This window comes from Massilia niabensis (assembly GCF_042655085.1).
Classification (GTDB): Bacteria; Pseudomonadota; Gammaproteobacteria; order Burkholderiales; family Burkholderiaceae_D; genus Telluria; species Telluria niabensis.
This window is the reverse complement of sequence record NZ_JBHSMU010000016.1, coordinates 205,221-227,447: the sequence shown is the minus strand read 5'-3', so window position 1 is coordinate 227,447 and position 22,227 is coordinate 205,221. Positions and strand designations below refer to the sequence as shown.

General features: G+C 65.1%; 21 protein-coding genes. 15 read left to right on the top strand and 6 right to left on the bottom strand.

The genetic code is table 11. The annotated features are described in order from the left end of the window. The first annotated feature begins 10 nt into the window (after nt 1-10). From serC to rfaE1, 11 genes are all read left to right on the top strand, one after another. On the top strand, nt 11-1,114 hold the full coding sequence (gene serC / locus ACFPN5_RS21885) for a 3-phosphoserine/phosphohydroxythreonine transaminase (RefSeq protein ID WP_379785948.1): 1,104 nt from the start codon (nt 11-13) through the stop codon (nt 1,112-1,114). A gap of 223 nt (nt 1,115-1,337) precedes the next feature. After that, nucleotides 1,338-2,408, top strand: a complete 1,071-nt coding sequence (gene pheA, locus ACFPN5_RS21880) for a prephenate dehydratase (protein ID WP_379785947.1) — start codon at nt 1,338-1,340, stop codon at nt 2,406-2,408. Nucleotides 2,409-2,427: 19 nt separating this feature from the next. Continuing rightward, nucleotides 2,428-3,531, top strand: a complete 1,104-nt coding sequence (gene hisC, locus ACFPN5_RS21875; RefSeq protein ID WP_379785946.1) for a histidinol-phosphate transaminase — start codon at nt 2,428-2,430, stop codon at nt 3,529-3,531. After that, nucleotides 3,532-4,437 carry a prephenate dehydrogenase gene (locus ACFPN5_RS21870; RefSeq protein ID WP_379785945.1) on the top strand — a complete coding sequence of 302 codons (906 nt, stop codon included), beginning with the start codon at nt 3,532-3,534 and terminating at the stop codon, nt 4,435-4,437. Further along, nucleotides 4,434-5,777: a 3-phosphoshikimate 1-carboxyvinyltransferase gene (aroA, locus tag ACFPN5_RS21865; protein WP_379785944.1), complete on the top strand. Its 1,344-nt coding sequence runs from the start codon at nt 4,434-4,436 to the stop codon at nt 5,775-5,777. The genes ACFPN5_RS21870 and aroA overlap by 4 nt, the downstream gene beginning before the upstream one ends. A 27-nt stretch (nt 5,778-5,804) precedes the next feature. Next, a complete protein-coding gene (cmk, locus tag ACFPN5_RS21860) occupies nt 5,805-6,467 on the top strand; it encodes a (d)CMP kinase (RefSeq protein WP_379785943.1) in 663 nt (220 codons plus the stop codon). Nucleotides 6,468-6,592: 125 nt separating this feature from the next. Beyond that, entirely contained in the window at nt 6,593-8,299 is a 1,707-nt protein-coding gene (gene rpsA, locus ACFPN5_RS21855; RefSeq protein WP_379785942.1) for a 30S ribosomal protein S1, read from the top strand. A 22-nt stretch (nt 8,300-8,321) separates the two neighbouring features. Further along, entirely contained in the window at nt 8,322-8,627 is a 306-nt protein-coding gene (locus ACFPN5_RS21850) for an integration host factor subunit beta (protein ID WP_056344442.1), read from the top strand. Nucleotides 8,628-8,779: 152 nt separating this feature from the next. Beyond that, nucleotides 8,780-9,088 carry a LapA family protein gene (locus ACFPN5_RS21845; RefSeq protein WP_379785941.1) on the top strand — a complete coding sequence of 103 codons (309 nt, stop codon included), beginning with the start codon at nt 8,780-8,782 and terminating at the stop codon, nt 9,086-9,088. A gap of 33 nt (nt 9,089-9,121) precedes the next feature. Continuing rightward, nucleotides 9,122-10,297 carry a lipopolysaccharide assembly protein LapB gene (gene lapB, locus ACFPN5_RS21840; protein ID WP_379785940.1) on the top strand — a complete coding sequence of 392 codons (1,176 nt, stop codon included), beginning with the start codon at nt 9,122-9,124 and terminating at the stop codon, nt 10,295-10,297. 32 nt (nt 10,298-10,329) lie between these two features. Then, nucleotides 10,330-11,307, top strand: coding sequence for a D-glycero-beta-D-manno-heptose-7-phosphate kinase (gene rfaE1, locus ACFPN5_RS21835; protein ID WP_379785939.1), 978 nt, complete (start codon nt 10,330-10,332; stop codon nt 11,305-11,307). 46 nt (nt 11,308-11,353) lie between these two features. Here the strand turns inward: rfaE1 and ACFPN5_RS21830 are convergent, their stop codons facing one another. After that, nucleotides 11,354-12,121, bottom strand: coding sequence for a hypothetical protein (locus ACFPN5_RS21830; protein ID WP_379785938.1), 768 nt, complete (start codon nt 12,119-12,121; stop codon nt 11,354-11,356). Nucleotides 12,122-12,299: 178 nt separating this feature from the next. Between ACFPN5_RS21830 and ACFPN5_RS21825 the strand changes: the two genes are divergently transcribed. The 4 genes from ACFPN5_RS21825 (at nt 12,300) to cysM (ending at nt 15,902) form a co-directional block, all read left to right on the top strand. Beyond that, nucleotides 12,300-12,677 (top strand): ComEA family DNA-binding protein, encoded by a 378-nt coding sequence (locus ACFPN5_RS21825; RefSeq protein WP_379785937.1) that lies wholly within the window; start codon nt 12,300-12,302, stop codon nt 12,675-12,677. 149 nt (nt 12,678-12,826) lie between these two features. Continuing rightward, a complete protein-coding gene (locus ACFPN5_RS21820; protein WP_379785936.1) occupies nt 12,827-14,206 on the top strand; it encodes a M28 family peptidase in 1,380 nt (459 codons plus the stop codon). Nucleotides 14,207-14,298: 92 nt separating this feature from the next. Next, nucleotides 14,299-14,928 carry an alpha/beta fold hydrolase gene (locus ACFPN5_RS21815; RefSeq protein WP_379786101.1) on the top strand — a complete coding sequence of 210 codons (630 nt, stop codon included), beginning with the start codon at nt 14,299-14,301 and terminating at the stop codon, nt 14,926-14,928. Between the two features lie 71 nt (nt 14,929-14,999). Then, nucleotides 15,000-15,902 carry a cysteine synthase CysM gene (gene cysM, locus ACFPN5_RS21810; protein ID WP_379785935.1) on the top strand — a complete coding sequence of 301 codons (903 nt, stop codon included), beginning with the start codon at nt 15,000-15,002 and terminating at the stop codon, nt 15,900-15,902. 84 nt (nt 15,903-15,986) lie between these two features. Here cysM and ACFPN5_RS21805 read toward each other — a convergent pair whose 3' ends face one another. From ACFPN5_RS21805 to ACFPN5_RS21785, 5 genes are all read right to left on the bottom strand, one after another. Next, the gene (locus ACFPN5_RS21805; protein ID WP_379785934.1) at nt 15,987-16,325 is read right to left on the bottom strand and encodes a hypothetical protein; all 339 of its coding nucleotides are present in this window, start codon (nt 16,323-16,325) and stop codon (nt 15,987-15,989) included. A gap of 467 nt (nt 16,326-16,792) precedes the next feature. Continuing rightward, nucleotides 16,793-18,034 (bottom strand): lytic murein transglycosylase B, encoded by a 1,242-nt coding sequence (gene mltB, locus ACFPN5_RS21800; RefSeq protein WP_379785933.1) that lies wholly within the window; start codon nt 18,032-18,034, stop codon nt 16,793-16,795. After that, the gene (locus tag ACFPN5_RS21795) at nt 18,031-20,079 is read right to left on the bottom strand and encodes a transglutaminase TgpA family protein (RefSeq protein ID WP_379785932.1); all 2,049 of its coding nucleotides are present in this window, start codon (nt 20,077-20,079) and stop codon (nt 18,031-18,033) included. Before ACFPN5_RS21795 ends, mltB begins: the two co-directional genes overlap by 4 nt. Then, entirely contained in the window at nt 20,076-21,116 is a 1,041-nt protein-coding gene (locus tag ACFPN5_RS21790) for a DUF58 domain-containing protein (RefSeq protein WP_379785931.1), read from the bottom strand. The genes ACFPN5_RS21795 and ACFPN5_RS21790 overlap by 4 nt, the downstream gene beginning before the upstream one ends. An 11-nt stretch (nt 21,117-21,127) precedes the next feature. After that, nucleotides 21,128-22,048 (bottom strand): AAA family ATPase, encoded by a 921-nt coding sequence (locus ACFPN5_RS21785; RefSeq protein ID WP_379785930.1) that lies wholly within the window; start codon nt 22,046-22,048, stop codon nt 21,128-21,130. Nucleotides 22,049-22,227 lie beyond the last annotated feature (179 nt).

Below are 22,227 nucleotides of genomic sequence, written 5' to 3'. Positions count from 1 at the left end.
AAGGACCTCAATGACCCAAGTATTCAATTTCTCCGCCGGCCCGGCTGTGCTCCCAAAAGAAGTGCTGCAGCAGGCCGCCGCCGAGATGCTCGACTGGCACGGCAGCGGCATGTCGGTGATGGAGATGAGCCACCGCGGCCCGGAATTCATCTCGATTTATAAACAGGCCGAAAGCGATCTGCGCGAGCTGCTCGCGGTCCCGGCCAACTACAAAATCCTGTTCATGCAGGGCGGGGGACTCGGCATGAACGCCGTCATTCCGCTCAACCTGCTCGGGCGCGTGCGCGAGCCCGCGACGCCTGGACCGGCCGTGATCGACTTCGTCCACACCGGCTCCTGGTCGGGCAAGTCGCTCAAGGAAGCGGCGCGCTACGCCAACGTCAACGTCGCCGCGTCCAGCCAGGCCGAGGGTTTTACCCATGTGCCGCCCGAGGATGCGTGGAAGCTGACCGAGGGCGCGGCCTACCTGCACGTCTGCACCAACGAAACCATCGACGGCGTCGAGTACAACTTCGTGCCGCGGGTTAGCGATGGCGTTCCGCTGGTGGCGGACATGTCCTCGCACATCCTGTCGCGGCAAATCGACGTGTCCAAATACGGCGTGATCTTCGCCGGCGCCCAGAAGAACATCGGCCCGGCCGGCCTGACGCTGGTGATCGTGCGCGAGGACTTGCTGGAACATGCGCTGCCCATCTGCCCGTCCGCCTTCCACTGGAAGAACGTGGCCGAGCACGAGTCGATGTTCAATACGCCGCCGACCTATGGCATCTATATTGCCGGCCTGGTGTTTGCCCACCTCAAGGCCCTGGGTGGCGTGGCGGCGATGGAACAGCGTAATATCGAGAAAGCGCGGCTGTTGTACGCGGCGCTGGACCAGGATGACTTCTACAGCAATCGCGTGGATGTATCATGTCGCTCGCGCATGAATATTCCATTTTATTTGCGTGACGAATCACTGAATGAGAAATTCCTGGCCGGCGCGAAGGCGCGCGGGCTGCTGCAGCTGAAGGGCCACAAGTCCGTCGGGGGCATGCGGGCATCGATCTACAATGCGATGCCGATCGAAGGGGTGCAGGCCCTGGTCGATTATTTGAATGAGTTTGCGGGCAGGTGACATCGGGCGAATGGGTGCAAACGCCCATTCCGGATGAGCAACCTGTACAGGGTGCCCCAGACCCGTAGGGTGGGCGGGTCTCCCGCTCACGCGTTCAAATCACGTTCGCATAGAGACGGTGCGATTTGCACGCGACGCTTGAACGCGTGAGCGGGGAACCCGCCCACCCTACGTCCCTCCGGCAAGCGATGACGGATGAACCAGGTCTTTTAAACACACAACCATGACAGACAAACTAACCCCCTTGCGCGAGCAGATCGATGCCATCGACGCGCAAATCCTCGCGCTGCTGAGCCAGCGCGGCCGCATTGCCCAGGAAGTCGGCCACGTGAAGGCCGAAACCGATGCCCCCGTGTTCCGCCCCGAGCGCGAAGCGCAGGTGCTGCGCGGCGTGGCCGAGCGAAATCCCGGCCCTTTGAAAAACGGCGACGTCCAGACGATCTTCCGCGAAGTGATGTCCGCCTGCCGCGCGCTGGAAAAGCGCGTCACCGTTGCCTATCTTGGCCCGCCTGGCACCTTCAGCGAGCAGGCCGTCTACCAGCAGTTCGGCAGCGCCGTCGAAGGCCTGCCCTGCGCCTCGATCGACGAAGTCTTCCGCGCCACCGAGGCCGGTACCGCCGACTTCGGCGTGGTCCCGGTCGAGAACTCGTCCGAAGGCGCGATCAACCGCACCCTCGACCTGATGCTCGCCACCACCTGCGTCATCAGCGGCGAGGTGTCGATTCCGGTCCACCACAGCCTGATGACCAAGACCGGCAGCATGGATGGCGTGACCGTTGTCTGCGCCCACTCGCAGGCGCTGGCCCAGTGCCAGGTCTGGCTCAACCTGCACCATCCCGGCATCGAGCGCCGCGCCGTCGCCTCCAACGCGGAAGCGGCGGTGATCGCCAGCCGCGACCCCTCGGTGGCGGCGATTGCCAGCGAGATGGCGGGCGAGCAGTATCAGCTCGGCGTGGTGCAGGCCCACATCCAGGACGACCCGCACAACCGCACCCGCTTCGCCGTGATCGGCACCCTGAACACGAATCCTTCAGGCCGCGACCATACCTCGCTCGTGCTGGCGGTGCCGAACAAGGCCGGCGCCGTCTACAACCTGCTCGCGCCGCTGGCCAAGCACGGCGTGTCGATGACGCGCTTCGAGTCGCGCCCGGCGCGCATTGGCACCTGGGAGTATTACTTCTATGTCGACCTGGAGGGCCACCGCCAGGACGAGCCGGTCGCCCGCGCCCTGACTGAACTGCAGGACAATGCCGCCTTTTTCAAGCTGCTGGGTTCCTACCCGGTCGGCCTTTAATTCTTATCTGAGAGCACCCATGTCGACATTCGGTCCAGAGTACGTCCGTGCCATCGCCCCTTACCAGGCCGGCAAACCCATCGCTGAAGTGGCCCGCGAGTTCGGCCTCGACGAAGCCAGTATCGTCAAGCTCGCGTCCAACGAGAATCCGTTTGGCGTGCCCGAGTCGAGCAAGGCCGCGATGGCGAAAGCAGCAAGCGAGCTGGGTCGCTACCCGGACGCCAACGGCTTCGAACTGAAGGCGGCGCTCAGCGCGCGCTACGACGTGCCGGCCGACTGGATCACGCTCGGCAACGGCAGCAACGACATCCTGGAAATCGCCGCCCACGCTTTCGTGCAAAAGGGCGAGGCCGTGGTGTATGCGCAGTATTCGTTCGCCGTGTACGCGCTGGCCACCCAGGGCGTGGGCGGGCGCGCGATCGTCGTCCCGGCCGTGAACTACGGCCACGACCTGGCCGCAATGGCAGCCGCCATCGATGCAGACACCCGCCTGGTGTATGTCGCCAACCCGAACAACCCGACCGGCACCTTCATTGGCGCCGACGAGATCGAGGCCTTCCTGCAAAAAGTGCCGGCCAACGTCATTGTCGTGCTGGACGAGGCCTATAACGAATACCTGGCGCCCGAGCACCAGTTCGAATCCGCCAGCTGGGTGCGCAAGTACCCGAACCTGGTCGTCTCGCGCACCTTCTCGAAGGCCTATGGCCTGGCCGGCCTGCGCGTCGGTTTCGCGATCGCGCAGCCTGAAGTGACCGACCTGATGAACCGCATCCGCCAGCCCTTCAACGTCAATTCGCTGGCGCAGGCCGCCGCGATCGCCGCCCTGAACGACAAGGCCTTTTTGGCCAAGGGCGCCGAGAACAACGCGGCAGGCTACCAGCAGCTGGTCGCCGCTTTCGAGGAGCTCGGCCTGGAATACGTGCCCTCCTTCGGCAACTTCGTGCTGGTGCGCGTCGGTAGCGACGATGGCGCCGGCGCCCGCGTCAACCTGGCGCTGCTCAAGCAGGGCGTGATCGTGCGCCCGGTGGCCGCCTACGGCCTGCCGCAATGGCTGCGCATCTCGATCGGCCTGCCGCAGGAGAACGCGACCTTCGTCGAGGCCCTGAAGAAGGCCTTGGCCTAAATGCTGGGCAAGGTCGTTATCGTCGGGGTCGGCCTGATCGGCGGCTCGTTCGCGCTGGCCCTGAAAGGGGCGGGCGCGGCGCGCCAGGTGGTCGGGATGGGACGCTCGCAAGAGGCCTTGGCACGCGCGCTCGAGCTGGGCATCGTGGACAGTGTCACGCAGTCCGCGGCAGAAGCGATGGCAGGCGCCGATCTGGTGCTGCTGGCCGCGCCGGTAGCGCAGACCGGGCCAATCCTGGCCGCGCTGCTGCCCTACCTCGAGCCGGGCACCGTGATCACCGACGCCGGCAGCACCAAATCCGATGTCGTGGCTTCCGCGCGCGCGGCGCTCGGCGCAAAGGTCAGCCAGTTCATCCCTGCGCACCCGATCGCCGGGCGCGAGTCGAACGGCCCGGATGCGGCGCTTGCTGGCCTGTACCAGGGCAAGAAGGCGGTCATTACGCCGCTGCCGGAAAACGCAGCGGGTGACGTTGGCCTGGTCGCCGCGGCCTGGCGCCTGTGCGGCGCGATCGTCCACACGCTCACACCGGAGCAGCACGACCGCATCTTCGCCGCGGTGAGCCATTTACCGCACCTGCTGGCCTTTGCGCTGGTGGACGACATCGCGAAAAAGCCGCATGCCGGCCAGCTGTTCCAGTACGCCGCCAGCGGCTTTCGCGACTTCACCCGGATCGCGGGCTCCTCGCCCGAAATGTGGCGCGACATCAGCCTGGCGAACCGGGATGCACTCCTCACCGAGCTTGATGCATATCTGGCACAATTGACAGTATTGCGAGGAAGGCTTGCCGCACACGATGGCCCCGGTATCGAGGCCATCTATACGAACGCGCAGCGCGCACGGCGCGCGTGGAGCGAGGCGATTGAAAGCGCCGAGCCCGCGCAGCCACAGATTCAGGAACCGGAATGACGCAGCAAAAAACGAAACATTACCCACAGCACATCGACCTCGAACCCGTAATGCACGTCGAGGGCACGGTGCGCCTGCCGGGTTCGAAAAGCATCTCGAACCGTACGCTCCTGCTGGCCGCGCTGGCCGAAGGCAGCACCACCATCCACGACCTGCTGGCCTCCGACGACACCACGGTGATGCTGGGCGCGCTGCGCTCGCTCGGCATCAAGTGGGAAGAAATCGACGAGCGCACCATCGTCGTGCATGGAAATGGCGGCGTCTTGCCGAACCATGAGGCGGACCTGTTCATGGGCAACGCCGGCACCGCGATCCGTCCACTCACCGCCGCGCTGGCCGTGATCGGCGGCGACTACACGCTGCACGGCGTCTCGCGCATGCACGAGCGCCCGATCGGCGACCTGGTCGACGCCCTGACCGCCGTCGGCGCCCAGATCGAGTACACGGGCGAGCCGGGCTTTCCGCCGCTGCGCATCAAGCGCGGCCACATTCACGCCAACCGCATGTCGGTACGCGGCAATGTCTCGAGCCAGTTCCTGACCGCGCTCCTGATGGCCGCACCGCTGATGGCGCGCGGCCACGCGGTCACGATCGATGTTGTCGGCGAGCTCATCTCCAAGCCGTATATCGAAATCACGCTCAACCTGATGCGCCGTTTCGGCGTGACGGTCGAGCAGGACGGCTGGGCCTCGTTCACCGTGCAGCCGGGCCGGAAATACGCGAGCCCCGGCAGCATCCACGTCGAGGGCGACGCTTCCTCCGCTTCCTACTTCCTGGCGGCCGGCGCGATCGGCGGCGGCCCGGTGCGGGTCGAGGGCGTGGGCCGCGACAGCATCCAGGGCGACGTGCGCTTCGCGGACGCGCTCGAGCGCATGGGCGCCATCATCGAACGCGGCGACAACTGGATCGAGGCAAGGTCGGGCGCCGATGGGGTACTGAAGGCCATCGACGCCGACTTCAACCACATTCCCGACGCCGCCATGACGATTGCCGTGGCCGCCCTGTATGCCGATGGCCCGAGCACGCTGCGCAACATCGCCAGCTGGCGCGTGAAGGAAACGGACCGCCTGTCCGCGATGGCGACCGAGTTGCGCAAGATCGGCGCAACGGTGGAGGAGGGCGCCGACTACCTGCGCATCACGCCGCCAGAGGAGCTTGCCCCCGCGACCATCGACACCTATGACGACCACCGCATGGCAATGTGCTTTTCGCTGGCCGCATTGGATGGGAAAGCGCGGCGCGGCAACGCCATGCGGATCAACGACCCGAAATGCGTCGCCAAGACCTTCCCCGACTATTTCGAAGCGTTCGCGTCCATTGCGCGCAACGAACTGTTTTAATTTCGCTTACGCGTACCAGAGGTGACCATGCCTAGTTCCCACATCCCCGTCATCACGATCGATGGCCCGACCGCTTCCGGCAAGGGCACGGTCGCGGCCAAAGTCGCCGAGCGGCTCGGCTTTCACCTGCTCGATTCGGGCGCGCTGTACCGCCTGACCGCCTTGTCGAGCATGCGCGCCGGCGTCAGCCTGATTGATGAGCACGCGGTGGCGCAACTGGCCGAAGCCTTGCCTGCGCGCTTCGCGAATGGCGACATTTTCCTTGGCGAGGAAGAGGTCGGGGCAGTGATCCGGGCCGAGGAAGTGGGCAACAATGCCTCGAAGATCGCGGCGCTGCCGGCAGTGCGCCAGGCGCTCTACGCCCTGCAGCTGGCCTTTCGCAAGGCGCCCGGCCTGGTGGCGGACGGGCGCGACATGGGAACCGTCATTTTTCCCAATGCAAAGCTCAAGGTATTCCTGACGGCGAGCGTCGAAGCGCGTGCCGAACGCCGATATAAGCAATTGATTGACAAAGGGATTTCTGCTAATATGGAAGGTCTGCTGGCGGATTTGCAGGCGCGCGACGAGCGAGACACCCATCGCACCGTCGCCCCGCTGGTGCCGGCAGAAGGCGCGTACATCCTCGATACGTCGGATATGACGGTCGATGTGGCAGTGGAGCAAGTGCTGCACTGGTATAGCTTGCTATAACTGCGCTTGTTGTAAAAATGTTGTAAAAGTGCCCCTGCGCTCAACGTGGGGGTGTGTATCAACCTGACCCAGTTCAGAGCCGCACCATCGCCGGTCCTGCTGGTTAACTTGTAAACCAAACTTATATGTCAATCGAAACGACCCAAGCTTCCGGTATGGAAAGCTTCGCAGCCCTCTTCGAGGAATCCCTGTCGCGTCAAGATATGCGTTCGGGCGAAGTCATTTCCGCCGAAGTCGTGCGTCTGGATCACAACTTCGTGATCGTCAACGCCGGTCTGAAGTCGGAAGCTTTCATTCCAATCGAAGAATTCAAGAATGACCAGGGCGAACTGGAAGTCAGCGTCGGCGACTTCGTTTCCGTGGCCATCGAATCGCTGGAAAATGGTTTCGGCGATACCATCCTGTCGCGCGACAAGGCCAAGCGCCTGGCATCGTGGCTGGCTCTGGAAAAAGCAATGGAATCGGGCGAGATCGTCACCGGTACCGTCAACGGTAAAGTCAAGGGCGGCCTGACCGTCCTGACCAACGGCATCCGCGCATTCCTGCCGGGTTCGCTGGTCGACACCCGTCCGGTCAAGGACACCACCCCATTCGAAGGCAAGACCCTCGAATTCAAGGTCATCAAGCTCGACCGCAAGCGTAACAACGTCGTCCTGTCGCGCCGCGCCGTCATCGAAGCATCGATGGGCGAAGAGCGCCAGAAGCTGATGGAAACGCTGAAAGAAGGCACCGTGGTTACCGGCGTCGTCAAGAACATCACCGACTACGGCGCGTTCGTGGACCTGGGTGGCATCGACGGCCTGCTGCACATCACCGACCTGGCATGGCGTCGCGTGCGTCACCCGTCGGAAGTGCTGTCGGTTGGCCAGGAAATCACCGCCAAGGTCCTCAAGTACGACCAGGAAAAGAACCGCGTTTCGCTGGGCGTCAAGCAGCTGGGCGACGACCCATGGACCGGCCTGTCGCGTCGTTACCCACAGAGCACCCGCCTGTTCGGTAAAGTCACGAACCTCACCGACTACGGCGCGTTCGTCGAAGTCGAGCAGGGCATCGAAGGCCTGGTGCACGTGTCGGAGATGGACTGGACCAACAAGAACGTGGCCCCGAACAAAGTCGTGCAGCTGGGCGACGAAGTCGAAGTCATGGTCCTGGAAATCGACGAAGAGCGTCGCCGTATCTCGCTGGGCATGAAGCAGTGCAAGGCGAACCCATGGGACGACTTCGGCATGACCCACAAGAAGGGCGACAAAGTCCGTGGTTCGATCAAGTCGATCACCGACTTCGGCGTGTTCATCGGCCTGCCAGGCAACATCGATGGCCTGGTGCACCTGTCGGACCTGTCGTGGACCGAAGCCGGCGAAGAAGCTGTCCGCCGCTTCAAGAAGGGTGACGAGCTGGAAGCCGTCGTCCTGGCCATCGATGTCGAGCGCGAGCGTGTTTCGCTGGGCGTCAAGCAGCTCGAAGGCGACCCGTTCAACAACTTCGCTGCACTGAACGACAAGGGTTCCCTGGTCACCGGTACGGTCAAGTCGGTTGAGCCGAAAGGCGCCGTCATCGGCCTGAACGAAGAAGTCGAAGGCTACCTGCGCGCTTCGGAAATCTCGCGTGACCGCGTGGAAGACGCTGGCACCCACCTGAAAGTGGGCGACAAGGTCGAAGCACTGGTCATCAACATCGATCGCAAGGCTCGCAGCATCCAGCTGTCGATCAAGGCGAAAGACAATGTCGAGACCCAGGAAGTGATGAGCAAGCTGGCATCGGACAACAGCGCGGCAACCGGCACCACCAGCCTGGGCGCCCTGCTGAAGGCCAAGTTCGACAACAAGAACTAAAGCCGAAGCCTGAGGCGACCAGATGACCAAGTCCGAGCTGATTGCAAGACTGGCTGAGCGTTATTCTCAGCTGGTCGCCAAGGATGCCGAGTATGCTGTCAAGACCATCCTCGATGCGATGACGAACGCCCTGGCGACCGGCCAGCGCATCGAGATCCGTGGTTTCGGCAGCTTCGCGCTCAACAGCCGTCCGCCCCGCATCGGCCGCAACCCGAAGTCCGGCGACAAGGTGATGGTGCCCGAAAAACGGGTGCCGCACTTCAAGCCAGGCAAGCAGTTGCGCGAGCGGGTCGACGCGATGGTCGGGCAGCCGATCATCGAAGACTGACGTCGTCTGCCGGAGCGCAGGCAACAGAAACGGCATCCGCGAGGGTGCCGTTTTTTTATGTCCGTCTGCCATGTAAAACCGCCTCAGCTTTGAAATAAATGTGTGGATATGCGACACTGCGCCTTTGCATCTCCCACCGCCAGGCCCACCTGATGAAATTTGTCTCCACCATCGCGGGATTTATCCTCTTCGTCCTGTTTTTCGGCTTTGCGCTGAAGAACACGCAGGAAGTCGACCTGCACTTTTTCCTCGGTTACGAACTGCGCGGCCCGCTCGTGCTGATGCTGCTGGCCTTTTTCATTGCCGGCGCCGCCCTCGGCATCCTGGCCCTGGCGCCGACCGTGTTCCGCCACCGGCGCGAAGCGTCGCAGCACAAGAACACCGTCCAGGCCCTGCAAACGGCCGCCGGCACCGGCGTCGCCCAGCCGCCCGCGGACGCGGTCCCGCTCAGCCCGCGCTGACACTAAACAATAAGACTCAACAATAAGAACTCCATGGAATTTGAAATCTGGTGGCTGCTCGCCGTCCCCGTCTTTTTTGGCCTCGGCTGGATCGCCGCCCGGGTCGACATCAAGCAACTCCTGTCCGAATCGCGCACCCTGCCGCGGGCCTATTTCAAGGGCCTGAACCTGCTGCTCAACGACCAGCCCGACAAGGCGATCGACGCCTTCATCGAGATCGTCACGCTCGACCCGGAAACGGCCGACATGCACTTTGCACTCGGCAACCTGTTCCGCCGCCGCGGCGAGATCGAGCGTGCGATCCGCGTCCACCAGAACCTGCTGGCTCGTCCCGACCTGCCGCTCGAGCAGCGCACCCAGGCCCAGTACGAACTCGGCATGGACTACCTGAAGGCGGGCCTGCTCGATCGCGCCGAAGAAACCTTCAATGGGCTGGTCGACAGTTCCTACAGCGTGCAGGCACGGCGTTCGCTGCTGGAAATCTACCAGCGCGAAAAGGAGTGGGGCCGCGCCATCGAGGCGGCCACCGGCCTGCAGGCGTCGGGCGCCGGCGCGCGTCAGAAGGAAATTGCGCAGTTCTATTGCGAACTGGCGGACGACGCGCTCGTGCGCAGCGACCTGGTCGACGCCATGGCGCTGCTGGACAAGGCGCTGCACGCCGACCGCAACAGCGTGCGCGCGACCATGCTGCTGGGCGACGTGATGCTGGCCCGGGGCGAGCTCGAGGCCGCGATCACGACCTGGAAGCGGGTCGAGCAGCAAAGCGTGCCGCACGTGGCCCTGGTGGCCGGGCGCCTGATGGATGCCTACCGCCGCGTCGGCCGGCCGCAGGAAGGCGTCAACCTGCTGCGCTCCTACCTGGCCGAAGCGTCCTCGATTGACCTGATCGAGGTCGTCTTCAAGGCCGTGATTGAACTCGACGGCGTCGACGCTGCCAAACAACTGGTGATCGACGAGCTGCGCCGCAACCCGACCCTGCTGGGCCTGGACAAGCTGCTCGAGGCACGCCTGATGGACGCCCCGGCCCACCTCTGGGAAGAGCTGTCGATGGTGAAGAACCTGATCCATGGCTACACGACCAAACTGGCGCGTTACCAGTGTGGCCAGTGCGGCTTCAAGGCGCGCCAGTATTACTGGCAATGCCCGGGTTGCAACAACTGGGAAACCTATCCGCCGCGCCGGACCGAAGAACTCAACGTCATGAACTGACGCATGGCATCACGCCGCATCGAAAACTGAACATGAGCACTGATACCCCAAGCCGCCTGCTCCAGGGCGCAGACTACCTCCGCACCGCCGCCCCGCGGCTCGACAACGTACGCATGCTGGTGGTCGGCGACGTCATGCTCGACCGCTACTGGTTCGGCGACGTCTCGCGCATCTCCCCGGAGGCACCGGTGCCGGTGGTGCGCATCGAACGGCGCGAGGAGCGCCTCGGGGGCGCCGCCAACGTCGCCCGTAATGCCGCCGCGCTCGGCGCCCACAGCGGCCTGCTGGGCGTAGTCGGTGCCGACGAAGCCGGCGCCTCGGTCGAAGCCCTGCTGCGCGATTCCAGCATCCACAGCTACCTCAAGCGCGATGAGGCAATCTCCACCATCATCAAGCTGCGCGTCATCGGCCGCCAGCAGCAGATGGTGCGCATCGACTTCGAGGACGCACCTACTGAAACAGTACTGCGCGACAAGCTGACCCAGTTCCGCGCGCTGCTGCCGGACTACGACGTATTGATTTTCTCCGACTACAACAAGGGCAGCCTCGTCAACGTCGCCGAAATGATCCGCGCCGCGCGTGACGCGGGCAAGGTGGTGATGGTCGACCCGAAGGGCGACGATTTCTCGCCGTATGCGGGCGCCAGCATGCTCACGCCCAACAAGTCGGAACTGCGCCGCGTGGTGGGTAACTGGAAGACCGAAGAGCAGCTGACCGCCAAGGCGCAGGCGCTCCGGGTCGAGCTGGGACTGGATGCCTTGCTGCTGACGCGCTCGGAAGAGGGCATGAGCCTGTACAGCGCAGACGAAGTGCTGCACGTGCACGCCGACGCCCGCGAGGTGTTCGACGTGTCGGGCGCGGGCGACACCGTGATCGCCACCATGGCCGCCATGCTCGGCGCCGGCGCGCCGCTGGATGTGGCGCTGGCGACGGCGAACCGGGCAGGGGGGATCGTGGTCGGGAAGCTGGGTACGGCGACCGTCACGCGCGAGGAATTGTTTCCGGGGTAGGGTGGGCGAACCGTGCCGTGACATATGCACCAACGCTACGCACGCCTCACATCAACAACACCTCCCCATCCTCCGGTATCACCAGCCTGCTTGCCGCCGGATATGTCTCATCCCCGTTAAAGCTGCGGCAAAACACCGTTTCGTTCGCATAATTGCGCAGCTCCTCGCTGGCGGCGAGCCGCGCCACGACCTGTTCGCCGTCGACCAGCGTCACCGCCGCGTCGCGCATGCGGCTGCACACCGACACGCTGAGCTTGCGCGTCACGGCCCACACCACCGGCTTCTGGTACCACGGCAGCAACCTGCCGACGGAACCGCGTGCGTCCTGCAGCAGGCTGCGCACGCCACCAATGGTCCAGCGGTCCGGCGCGAGGGTCGGCACCAGCACCAGGTTGACCCGCAGGTCTTCCTTGCGCTTGTTGATGAGAAAGTGCCCCTTTTCAATCGCCACCTGGTCGATCACCGGGACCACAAAGACGCCGCTGGGTTCAAGCCGCACCGGCAGGCTCTCGCGTTCGCCTTCCAGCCAGATTTCCAGGTCGTCGGTGCGCACCTCCTGCCGCGTGCCGCGCAGTTGCACGGCCAGCGCCGCGCGCCCGCCGAGCGCCTGCTGCACCGCCTTGGCCATCGGGTAGAACAGGTCGGCGTAGGGCACGAGCCGGGTGCGCGTGCCCGTGACCTCGACCTGCTGCACGGCTTGCGCGGGCGCCTCGGCCCATGCCGGGCTCGCGCACGGCAGGTACGAGAAGAGCAGCAGTGTGAGCAGTCGGCTGAGAACTGGGCGGCGCATGGCAGGCGTGGGATCGCATCTCATGCATGTCATCCTTTCACGCTTTTGCGAAAAGCTCAACATTTGCAGGGCCGCGTGTCGGTTTCCCCGCACAGTCTTGCTTGACTACGCTCAAACGTACAGCGTCAACAAGCTCTGCCATGCCGCGTTAAGCGCAGGTGGCCGGCATCCGCCGCCCACTTCCCGAACATGGAGACACTCGATGATCAAGAAACTGATGCTTGCCGTTGCCACGCTGGTCGCCTCGACCGGCTTTGCTTTTGCCCAGGTCGATATCAACAAGGCTGACGCTGCCGCGCTCGACAGCGTAAAGGGCGTCGGCCCGAGCATGTCGAAAGCAATCCTGGACGAGCGCAGCAAGGGCGAGTTCAAGGACTGGGCCGACTTCCAGAAACGCGTCAAGGGCGTCGGCGACAAGAAGGCCGCCAAGCTGTCCGAGGCCGGCCTGCAGGTAAACGGCAAGGGCAAGGAAGGCGCGGTCGCCAAGGCGGAAGCCAAGGCCGACAGCAAGCCGGTCAAGGCGGCCGCGGCGACGAAGGAAGCAAAGGCCAAGCCTGCGGAGACCAAGGCAGCAATGTAAGGAAACCCTATAGGTGAAACGCCGGCCGGCACGCGTACCCCGCGCCGGCCGGCGCAATCGAGAATTTTTGCATGTAAATACTGCAAGCGACGTGGTCTGCATGAGAAGATATGCTGCTTGATTGAAGCGCAACGATTCCAGGGATTCTCATGCCTCATGCTCGCCTTACCCCCGGCCTCACTGCCGGTCTCATTACTGCACTGTTCGCCACAAGCGTCTTCGCAGCACCATCCGCTAGCCCCGACCTCACCCGCCGCCAGCCCCAGATCGACAAGATCGTCGCCGAGATTTCGCCCAAGCGCATCGAGGCCTATGTGCGCAAGCTTGTCAGCTTCGAGACGCGCCACACGATGTCCGACACCGTGTCCGAAACCCGGGGCATCGGCGCCGCGCGCCGCTGGATCAAGGCCGAGCTCGAGCGCTGCGGCGCCGGCACCGCCCTGCAGGTCGCCTACGACAGCCACGTCGCCCCGGTGTCGGCACGCATCTCGCGCCCGACCGAAATCGTCAACGTGGTCGCCACGCTGCCGGGCACGCAGGAAGCGTCCAAAGCGCGCCTGTATGTCGTCAGCGGCCACTATGATTCGCGCAATACCGACGTGATGGACGCCACCGGCAAGTCGCCGGGCGCCAACGACGATGCCTCGGGCACCGCCGCCGTGATGGAAATGGCCTGCGTGATGGCCAAGCACAAGTTCGACGCGACGCTCGTCTTCATGGCCGTAGCCGCCGAAGAGCAGGGCCTGCTGGGCGCCGGCCACTGGGCCAGGCAGGCGCGCGCCAACAACCTGAACGTCGCCGGCATGTTCACCAACGACATCATCGGCAGCTCGCGCGCGGACGATGGCCGCGTCGACAACAAGCAGGTGCGCCTGTTCTCCCAAAGCGTTCCGGCCACCAAGGAAATGAGCGAGGCCGTGCGCGCCCTGCTGGCCACCGGCGGCGAGAACGATTCGCTCTCGCGCCAGCTCGCGCGCCACACCAAGGAGCAGGGCGAGCGCTACGTGAAGGGCTTCAAGGTCAGCGTGATCCACCGCCACGACCGCTACCTGCGCGGCGGCGACCACATGCCCTTCCTGGAACAGGGCTATGCCGCGCTGCGCTTCACCGAGCCGAACGAGGACTTCGCGCACCAGCACCAGAACCTGCGCACCGAAGACGGCAAGGTCTACGGCGACCTCATCGAGTTCGTCGATTTCGATTACACCGCCAAGGTGGCGAAGGTGAATGCGGCGACCCTGGCCTCGCTGGCCCTGGCCCCCGCCGCCCCGCAGCAGGTCAAGGTGCGCACCGACAAGCTGACCAACGACACCACGCTGGTATGGCAGGCGAATGCCGAGCCGGATGTCGCCGGCTACCGCATCGTCTGGCGCGAAACCACCGCGGCTGGCTGGCAGGGTTCCAAGCTGGTCGGCAATGTCAACGAGGCCACCATCAAGCTGTCGAAGGACAATTACTTCTTCGGCGTGCAGGCGGTGGATAAGGAGGGCAACGTGAGTGTGGCGACCTACCCGCTGCCGCTGCGCTGATCGTTCGCCCTCGCATTCATGAGGTGGACGGCAAAGCCGTCCACCTTACCAACTCCGCGCACAGGCGGACGTCCCAGCCAATCATGTCGACCATGCCGCGACCATCCAAACTCTTCTTCCTCCCCGGCGCGTTGGGCCGGACCGAATTCTGGCACCCCGCGGCTGGCCTGCTGACCCACCCGGCCCAACACATCCATATGACCTGGCCCGGCTTCAGCGGCATTCCGCGCGACCCAAATGTCCAGGGCATCGATGACCTGGTCTCAAAAGTTCTCGCCGCCATCGACCAGCCCAGTGCGCTGATCGCGCAGTCGATGGGCGGCGTTGTCGCCATGCTCGCCGCGCTGCGCAAGCCGGAGCTCGTCACCCACCTGGTGCTCTCCGTGACCTCGGGCGGGATGGACCTGGCGGCGCAGGGTGCCGAAGACTGGCGTCCGGCGATCCGGGCCGCCCATCCCGGCTTGCCGGACTGGTTCACCAGCTATCACGAGGACCTGACGCCCAGGCTGCCCGCGCTACGTATCCCGACGCTGCTGTTGTGGGGTGATGCCGACCCGGTCAGTCCCGTGAAGGTCGGTCAGCGCCTGGCCGCGCTGCTGCCACAGGCAGAACTGCATGTCATTCCGGACGGCGACCACAATCTCGGCAGCACATTCGCCAGCGTCGTCGCGCCGCTCATTGACCGGCACCTGTCCTCGTACGCCCGGGATACCCCGGGCTGACGCCCCTGCTCCGTACGCTCCCTTGCTTCTCGGATTAAAATGGCAGATTAAAGAACTGCAAGAGAGCAACCATGGCCTACAAGACCATCGAAGATACGATCGGCAATACCCCGCTGGTGCAGCTGGTGCGCCTGGGCGGCGCGGACGCCGCTGCGCGCAACAACATCATTCTCGGCAAACTCGAAGGCAACAATCCGGCCGGTTCCGTGAAGGACCGTGCCGCGATGTCGATGCTGAAGAATGCCGAGGAGCGCGGCCAGATCAAGCCGGGAGACACCATCATCGAGGCCACATCGGGCAACACCGGCATTGCGCTGGCGATGGCCGCCGCGATTCGCGGCTACAAGATGCTGCTGCTGATGCCCGACAACCTGTCGATCGAGCGGCGCCAGAGCATGGCGGCCTACGGCGCCCAGATCGTGCTCACGCCCAAGACCGGCGGCATGGAATACGCGCGTGACATGGCCGAGCAGATGCAAAAGGAAGGCAAGGGCATCATCCTCGACCAGTTCGCCAACCATGACAACCCGCGCGCCCACTATGAGGGCACCGGCCCGGAAATCTGGCGCGATACGGACGGACGGATTACCCATTTCGTCAGCGCCATGGGCACGACCGGCACCATCATGGGTGTGTCGCGCTACCTGAAGGAACAGAACGAGGCCGTGCGCATCATCGGCGCCCAGCCGGAGGAAGGCTCGTCGATCCCGGGCATCCGCAAGTGGCCACAGGCTTACCTGCCGAAGATTTACGACAAGGCGCGCGTGGACCAGGTGGAAAACGTCAGCCAGGCGGCCGCCGAGCAGATGGCGCGCCGGATGGCGATGGAAGAGGGCATCTTCTGCGGCATTTCGGCCGCCGGCGCCTGCGAAGTGGCGCTGCGCATTTCGCAGACGGTGGAGAACGCGACCATCGTGTTCATCGTCTGCGACCGCGGCGACCGTTATCTGTCGACGGGCGTGTTTCCCGCCTGAATACGGTAAAGCACAATAAAAAAACGGGGCCAGGCCCCGTTTTTTTTGATCCAAACCCCGGCGCAATGCCGGAGAGGATGCGGATTACTCGCCGGCCGAAGGCGATGCGCCTTCTTTTGGCTTGAACTGCTTGTCGCTGATGCGGAACTTGTTGCGGCGGTCGCCCATCAGGTAGCGCAGGTCGCGAATCGACAGGTCGCTCACTTCATGCATGCGGATCAGGAGCGATGCGCCGACCGGCAGGCGGTGGTGGCGGATCTTCGAGATGACCGGCGGTGCCACTTCGAGCGCACGCGACAGTGCTGCGTCGTTCTTCAGGCGCAGGTTCTCGATCAGGGTGTCCAGCAGACGGTTCGGGTTGTATTGCAACAGTTCATCCGACTCCGCATCGCTGTTCATATCAATGCCGACTTGGTTTGTCATGATCTCAAAAATTCCTATGTGGGTTACGGAAAGTCGCTAGCGGCGTTTCGATTCCGGAAGTTCTTTCGAAAAAATCTACTCAATTGTACAACTATTTTCATCTAAAGTACTTATGAGCAATAGATTTCGATGCGAAGCCTAGGCTCTGTTGTCTAATCGCAACAATAGCCGCATTGCAATTCTCTCACAAACTCACGGAAAAAATAATTGTTTTTTCGTTAAACTGAAGTTTAAGGGAAACACGTGTTGCGCGCCGCACGTTTCAAAATGATATGTCTGATTGACAAGGGAATGGGGAGTATGCGCAGAGCCTGAATGTTTCCGTGGAGTACAGGAAACCGGGCTCGCTGGGGTACACCGGGGGAGTACCCGGCCAGGTGCCGAATACGAGACTGCTGCACTGCGGCAGCAGCTGCCGCGTGACGTTACATGATGTTACAAGTTTCCTGCCCTACAATGCCGCTCGGTCATCCCTGCGCTGCCTGGGCGGCCCGTGCGGCGCGCACAGCGCGGCCGAGGTCGATCACCGACATCGCGTAGAAATAGCTCCGGTTGTATTTGGTGATGGCGAAAAAATTATCGTTCGCCAGCCAGTACTCGGTTGGCTCGGCGCCGTTCTGCAGGTCGACCAGGCCGTAGAGGCGGCCCGCCGTGAGCGGCGTGGTGGCGGTAACGCCGGCCGCCTGCAGCTCGACTGGCGTCAGCGTCGCGGCCAGGCCGCGGCCGAGCAGGCTTTCCCAGGCCCGATGCGGTGCAACCTGGGCCGGGATGACGGCCGGACCGGTATCGCGCGGATTCCAGCCGTGCTCGATCAGGAAATTGGCGACGCTGCCAATGGCGTCCGAGGTCGAGCCGCGCAGGTCGACATGGCCGTCGCCGTCGAAGTCGACCCCATATTTCAGGATATTGCCGGGCATGAACTGCGGCAACCCGACGGCGCCGGCAAACGAGCCGAGCAGCGTGAACGGATCGATCTTTTCGTGCCGCGCCAGCAGCAGCGCGTTCTCGAGTTCGCTTCGGAAAAACACGCTGCGCGCAGCCTGGTTCGGCGCTTCCGGATAAGCGAAAGCGAGGGTGGTAAGCGTGTCGATGACGCGGAAGCGCCCGGTGTCGCGGCCGTACACGGTTTCCACGCCAATAATGCCGGCAATGATCTCGGCCGGAACGCCATAGGTGGCTTCGGCGCGCGCCAGGGCGGCGGCGTTCTCGTTCCAGAAACGCACGCCGGCATTGATGCGGATCGGCTCGATGAAGCGTTCGCTGTAGGCTTGCCAGTTCTTCGGTTTGCCCGGCGGCGCGGGTTTGACCAGCTGCACCGCCGTTTCGGCGAAGCGCACCTGGCGCATCAGCGTTTCCAGCTCGGCGCGGTCCAGGCTGTGCTTGGCAACCATCTCGTCGATGAATTCGCGCACGGCCTGCCATTGGGCGAAGTTGACCTGCTCGCCCGCGTCATCGATGGCGGCAACGGCGGCGACCGCGGCGACGGCAACGACCGGGGCCAGCACTTTCTTGACGACGGGCGAGAATTTCACGGGTTTCCCTTTGGCGGGTTTGGCCTTCGCCGCTTTGGCTGCCTTGGCCGCTTTTGCCGCCTTTGCTTGGGCGGCGGCACGGGTCTTGGCCGGATGGTTCTTGGCCGCCGCGGCGGCGTCGAGGACAGGCGCTGCTGCGAGGAAGAAGGCTGCGAGGAGTGGTACGAAGGATTTCATCTGACTTGCGAAAGTAGGCGCTTCAAGGTCGCGGCGAGATGATCATGGTTGCGGCGCGGCGCATACCGCCAGGCGCCGTAGCGGGCCAGGAATTCGGCGGCCGCCGCGGCGACCGGCGGCGCCAGCTGCTTCGTTGCGGCCGCTGCGGCGATCCGCGCGGCATACACGGACGGGCTTTCATCTGCCGAGCGCGCCAGGCCCATCCGGGCCAGGCGCGCGCATAAAGCCGAGTATAGCGCATCGATCGGATCAATTTCTTGGCGCCGCCGCAAAGTTCTCAGGAGAAACAACAGAGTTGCCACAGCGACCAGAGCCACCGGCAGGCGCCAGTCCAGCAGCGACGATTGCAGGCTGTCAGCCAAGGCGCGCTGGCGCTGCGGTGAGTAATTAAGCACCCACTGGTTCCAGCCGTTGTTCAGGGCCCCGGCCGCGTAGCGCATCTGCGCCAGCCAGGGATTGCTGTCGGCATCGAAGCGCATCAGGCGGCCCAGGCCTTCGAGGCCGAAGGGCGCCGGTGGCGGGATCGCCTCGTCCAGGCCGCGCCGCACGCGCTCCGGCGCCACCGCCGCCGTCGGGTCGACCCGCACCCAGCCGCGCCCCGCCAGCCAGACTTCGGCCCAGGCATGGGCATCGGACTGGCGCACGGTGACGTAGCCGTCGATCGGGTTCAGGTCGCCGCCCTGGTAGCCGGTCACCACGCGCGCCGGCACGCCCGCCGCGCGCATCAGGAACACGAAGCTGCCGGCGAAATGCTCGCAAAAACCGGCGCGGCTGCCGTACAGGAAGTCGTCGACGGCATGGCGCCCGAGCAGCGGCGGATTGAGCGTATAGACATAGTGTTCGCGCCTGAAACTGTTCAGGACGGCCACGACGCGCTTGCGCGGGTCCGGTTCGGCGCGCAGCGCCAGCCCGGCCATCAGCGCGCGCGGATTGCTGTCGCCCGGCAGTTGCAGCCACTGGCCGGCATCGCCAGGCACGCCCGGCGCCTGCAGGCGGTAGCTGAGGAAGGAATCCATGCGATAGCGCAGGCGCGCCTCGACCGGGAAGGCGGCCGTGAGTTCGAATTCGCCCGACACCTGGGCCAGGTTGCCGTCCAGCCCGGGCAGGCGCCGCGGCATTTCGAGCGCGAACAGCCAGCGGCTGCCGCTGGGCTGGGGTTCGAGCGTGACCTCGTAGCCGACCGGCTTGCCGCTCACCGACAGCGCAAGCCGGAACTGGGTTGGCGCAGAACCGGGCGCCGGGCCCGCTGCGGCCTTGACGCGGGTCCAGGTGCGCCCGTCGTAGTCGGCCAGCACCGGGCCGCGCCAGTAGAGCTGTTCCTGCGGCGGAGGAGGGCCGTCGAAGCGGACGCGGAAGGCCGTCTCGCCGGAGCGCGCCAGGTGCGCCATCGTGCCCGGCGCCATCGTCTCGGACAGGCCCGAGCGCGCGCTGTCGGCGTCGCCCGGCATGCCCCACAGCGGCCCGTCCAGGCGCGGGAACAGGAAGAACAGCGCCGCCGCCAGGGGCGCGGCCAGGCCGAGGATACGCGCGCTCATCAGGAAGCGCCGGCGCAGCGGCGGCACCGCGCCGCTGAACTGGAAGCTCATCTGGGCGGTGAGCAGGGCCAGCACGGACAGGGCCATCAGCAGCGCCGTGCCGATGCCCTGCTCGTAGAAGAAGTTGGTCAGCACCAGGAAGAAGCACAGGAACACGACCACGAACAGGTCGCGCCGCGCATGCATTTCCAGCATCTTGAAGGCCACCAGCAGCACCAGCATCGCCACGCCGGCGTCGCGCCCGAGCAGGGTCTGGTAGGTGTAGGAGACGCCCACCATGGCCAGGCCCGCCAGCGGCAGCAGCAGCACCGGGGAAGGCATGCGCTTGCCCTGCAGCGTGATCGTCGCGCGCCACAGCAGGGTCAGGCCGCACAGCAGCGAGACCCAGCCCGGCAGGTGCGCCGTGTGCGGCGCGAGCACCAGCAGGGCGCTGGCGAGCAGCAGCAGCGTGTCGGCCTTGTCGCGAGGCAGGGCGGCCAGACGCGATAAGGGTGACAGCAGCGCCTTCATTGCGTGCCCCGGCCGTACAGGGCGAGCGCGCGCAGGCAGGCCGCCGCGTGCGCGGCGCCGCTGGCGGCCGGATAGTTGGCATTTTCATCGCCGCCGAGGCGGAAGGCGTAGGGCAGGGCGCGCCCTTCGGCATCCAGCACCCAGCGCGTCATGCGCGACAGGCGCAGCTCGAGGTCGAGGTGCGGCGGCAGGCTGGTCAGATCCAGCAGCAGTTCGTCGCGCGCGCCGCCCTCGAAGTGCTTGGTGGCGAGCTGGCCGCCATCCGCCGGGTCGAGCCGGGCGATCTGGCGCCAGGCCAGCCGGCGCAGCGGGTCGCCTGGCCGGTACGGGCGCACGCCGGCGAAATCGTCCGCCCCGGCGCCCCCGGCACCATCGGCGCTGCCGTCGGCGCCATGCGGCAGGGGCGGCGCGCCTTCTTCGGGAAACGGGTACACCAGCGTGGACAGGTCGGGGCGCCAGTAGCTCCAGGCGCGAAACAGCCCGAGCGGAAAACGGGTCGACAATGTCAGGCGCGGGGCCTCCAGCCAGCCGCGGGTTTCGGTGGGCAGCGCCAGGCGTACCGTGGTGCTGCCGAGCGCGGCAACGTCGACCACATGGCGTGCTTCGCCCGCGCTGGCGACATCGATCCACACGGCCCAGCGCTCGCGCGCCGTCGTGTTCACCAGTTGCAGCTCGAAGCTCGCCTCCTGGCCGGCGAACACCGGCGCCGCGCGCACGGGTTTCAGGCGCAGGTGCGCCAGGTTGCGCCAGGTGAGCACCATGTCGACCAGCGCGCACGAGAGGGCGAGGAAGGTCAGCGCGAAACCGAGGCCGAGGTTGTAGTTGATCGAGCCGATCAGGAGCACGAGCAGCAAGGCGCCGAAGCCCATGCCCGGCCCGGTCGGCAGGATGTAGATGCGGCGCTGGCCGAGGAACAGCTCGCCCTTGTCGCGCGCGGCCGAGCGGCGCCAGCCAAGGCTGCGGCGGCGCAGCCAGTCGCCGACCGTCCCGGCCGTGCTGTGCGCCTGCTGAATTGGCAGACCGCGTGGCTGTTCCATGAGCGGGGTCCTTACACCGGCACCGATTTTTGCAGCTGCAGCACCAGGTCGCGGCTGGCCAGCGCCATGCCCTGCGCCGACTTGAGCGGGCGCAGGCGGTGCGCGCAGACCGGCACCAGCACGGCCTGGATGTCTTCCGGCAGCACGTGGTCGCGGCCCTCGAGCGCGGCCCAGGCGCGCCCGGCCTGCAGCAGCGCGATCGCCGCGCGCGGCGACAGCCCTTCGGCAAACAGCATGCCGCCGCGCGAGGCCTGGGCCAGCGCCTGCACGTAGTCGATCAGCGCGCTGGAGGCGTGGATGCCGCGCAGCGCCCCCTGGGCGTCGAGCAGCTCCGCCGGACTCATCGCGGGTTTGAGTTCGCGCAGCAGCGCGCGCCGGTCTTCGCCCATCAGCAGCGCGCGTTCGGCGGCGGCGTCCGGATAACCGAGCGACAGGCACATCAGGAAGCGGTCGAGCTGGGACTCCGGCAGCGGGAAGGTGCCGACCTGGTGCGCCGGGTTTTGCGTGGCGATGACGAAGAAGGGGTCGGGCAGGGGCCGCGTGACCCCGTCGATGCTGACCTGGCGCTCTTCCATCGCCTCGAGCAGGCCCGATTGCGTTTTCGGCGTGGCGCGGTTGATTTCGTCGGCCAGCAGCACCTGGCTGAAGATCGGCCCCGGGTGGAAGGTGAAGCCGTTCTTCTCGCGCTCGTAGACCGAGATGCCGGCCACGTCCGCGGGCAGCAGGTCGCTGGTGAACTGGACGCGGTTGAACTTCAGCCCGAGCGAGAGGGCCAGGGCGTGCGCCAGCGTGGTCTTGCCCACGCCCGGCACGTCTTCGATCAGGAGGTGGCCGCCGGCGAGCAGGCAGGTAAAGGCGAGGCGTACCTGCTGGTCCTTGCCGACCACGACCTGGTTGACCTGGCGCGCGCAGGCATGCAGTTTGTTGAACATAGCGGTTCCGATCAGGGAGTGGTATGCCGGAGTAGTGCGGCGCTGCGGTCGACATGGTAGATTAGCGCCATTGGCAACTTTCTTCCTACGCCGCGGCAAGCCGTCCGGATGATTCTATGCGAGAACGGCGCAACCCGGTGTATGGCTGAGTTGTATCCGGCTGCACGCCCCCGGGTTAC

Coding starts and splice junctions, on each gene's coding strand:
- lapB (WP_379785940.1), top strand. CDS start 9,122: ATGGAATTTGAAATCTGGTGGCTGCTCGCCGTCCCCGTCTTTTTTGGC.
- ACFPN5_RS21870 (WP_379785945.1), top strand. CDS start 3,532: ATGCTGGGCAAGGTCGTTATCGTCGGGGTCGGCCTGATCGGCGGCTCG.
- mltB (WP_379785933.1), bottom strand. CDS start 18,034: ATGAAATCCTTCGTACCACTCCTCGCAGCCTTCTTCCTCGCAGCAGCG.
- rpsA (WP_379785942.1), top strand. CDS start 6,593: ATGTCAATCGAAACGACCCAAGCTTCCGGTATGGAAAGCTTCGCAGCC.
- hisC (WP_379785946.1), top strand. CDS start 2,428: ATGTCGACATTCGGTCCAGAGTACGTCCGTGCCATCGCCCCTTACCAG.
- ACFPN5_RS21825 (WP_379785937.1), top strand. CDS start 12,300: ATGATCAAGAAACTGATGCTTGCCGTTGCCACGCTGGTCGCCTCGACC.
- ACFPN5_RS21845 (WP_379785941.1), top strand. CDS start 8,780: ATGAAATTTGTCTCCACCATCGCGGGATTTATCCTCTTCGTCCTGTTT.
- cmk (WP_379785943.1), top strand. CDS start 5,805: ATGCCTAGTTCCCACATCCCCGTCATCACGATCGATGGCCCGACCGCT.
- ACFPN5_RS21805 (WP_379785934.1), bottom strand. CDS start 16,325: ATGACAAACCAAGTCGGCATTGATATGAACAGCGATGCGGAGTCGGAT.
- ACFPN5_RS21790 (WP_379785931.1), bottom strand. CDS start 21,116: ATGGAACAGCCACGCGGTCTGCCAATTCAGCAGGCGCACAGCACGGCC.
- ACFPN5_RS21785 (WP_379785930.1), bottom strand. CDS start 22,048: ATGTTCAACAAACTGCATGCCTGCGCGCGCCAGGTCAACCAGGTCGTG.
- ACFPN5_RS21815 (WP_379786101.1), top strand. CDS start 14,299: ATGCCGCGACCATCCAAACTCTTCTTCCTCCCCGGCGCGTTGGGCCGG.
- ACFPN5_RS21795 (WP_379785932.1), bottom strand. CDS start 20,079: ATGAAGGCGCTGCTGTCACCCTTATCGCGTCTGGCCGCCCTGCCTCGC.
- aroA (WP_379785944.1), top strand. CDS start 4,434: ATGACGCAGCAAAAAACGAAACATTACCCACAGCACATCGACCTCGAA.
- pheA (WP_379785947.1), top strand. CDS start 1,338: ATGACAGACAAACTAACCCCCTTGCGCGAGCAGATCGATGCCATCGAC.
- ACFPN5_RS21820 (WP_379785936.1), top strand. CDS start 12,827: ATGCCTCATGCTCGCCTTACCCCCGGCCTCACTGCCGGTCTCATTACT.
- cysM (WP_379785935.1), top strand. CDS start 15,000: ATGGCCTACAAGACCATCGAAGATACGATCGGCAATACCCCGCTGGTG.
- serC (WP_379785948.1), top strand. CDS start 11: ATGACCCAAGTATTCAATTTCTCCGCCGGCCCGGCTGTGCTCCCAAAA.
- ACFPN5_RS21850 (WP_056344442.1), top strand. CDS start 8,322: ATGACCAAGTCCGAGCTGATTGCAAGACTGGCTGAGCGTTATTCTCAG.
- rfaE1 (WP_379785939.1), top strand. CDS start 10,330: ATGAGCACTGATACCCCAAGCCGCCTGCTCCAGGGCGCAGACTACCTC.
- ACFPN5_RS21830 (WP_379785938.1), bottom strand. CDS start 12,121: ATGAGATGCGATCCCACGCCTGCCATGCGCCGCCCAGTTCTCAGCCGA.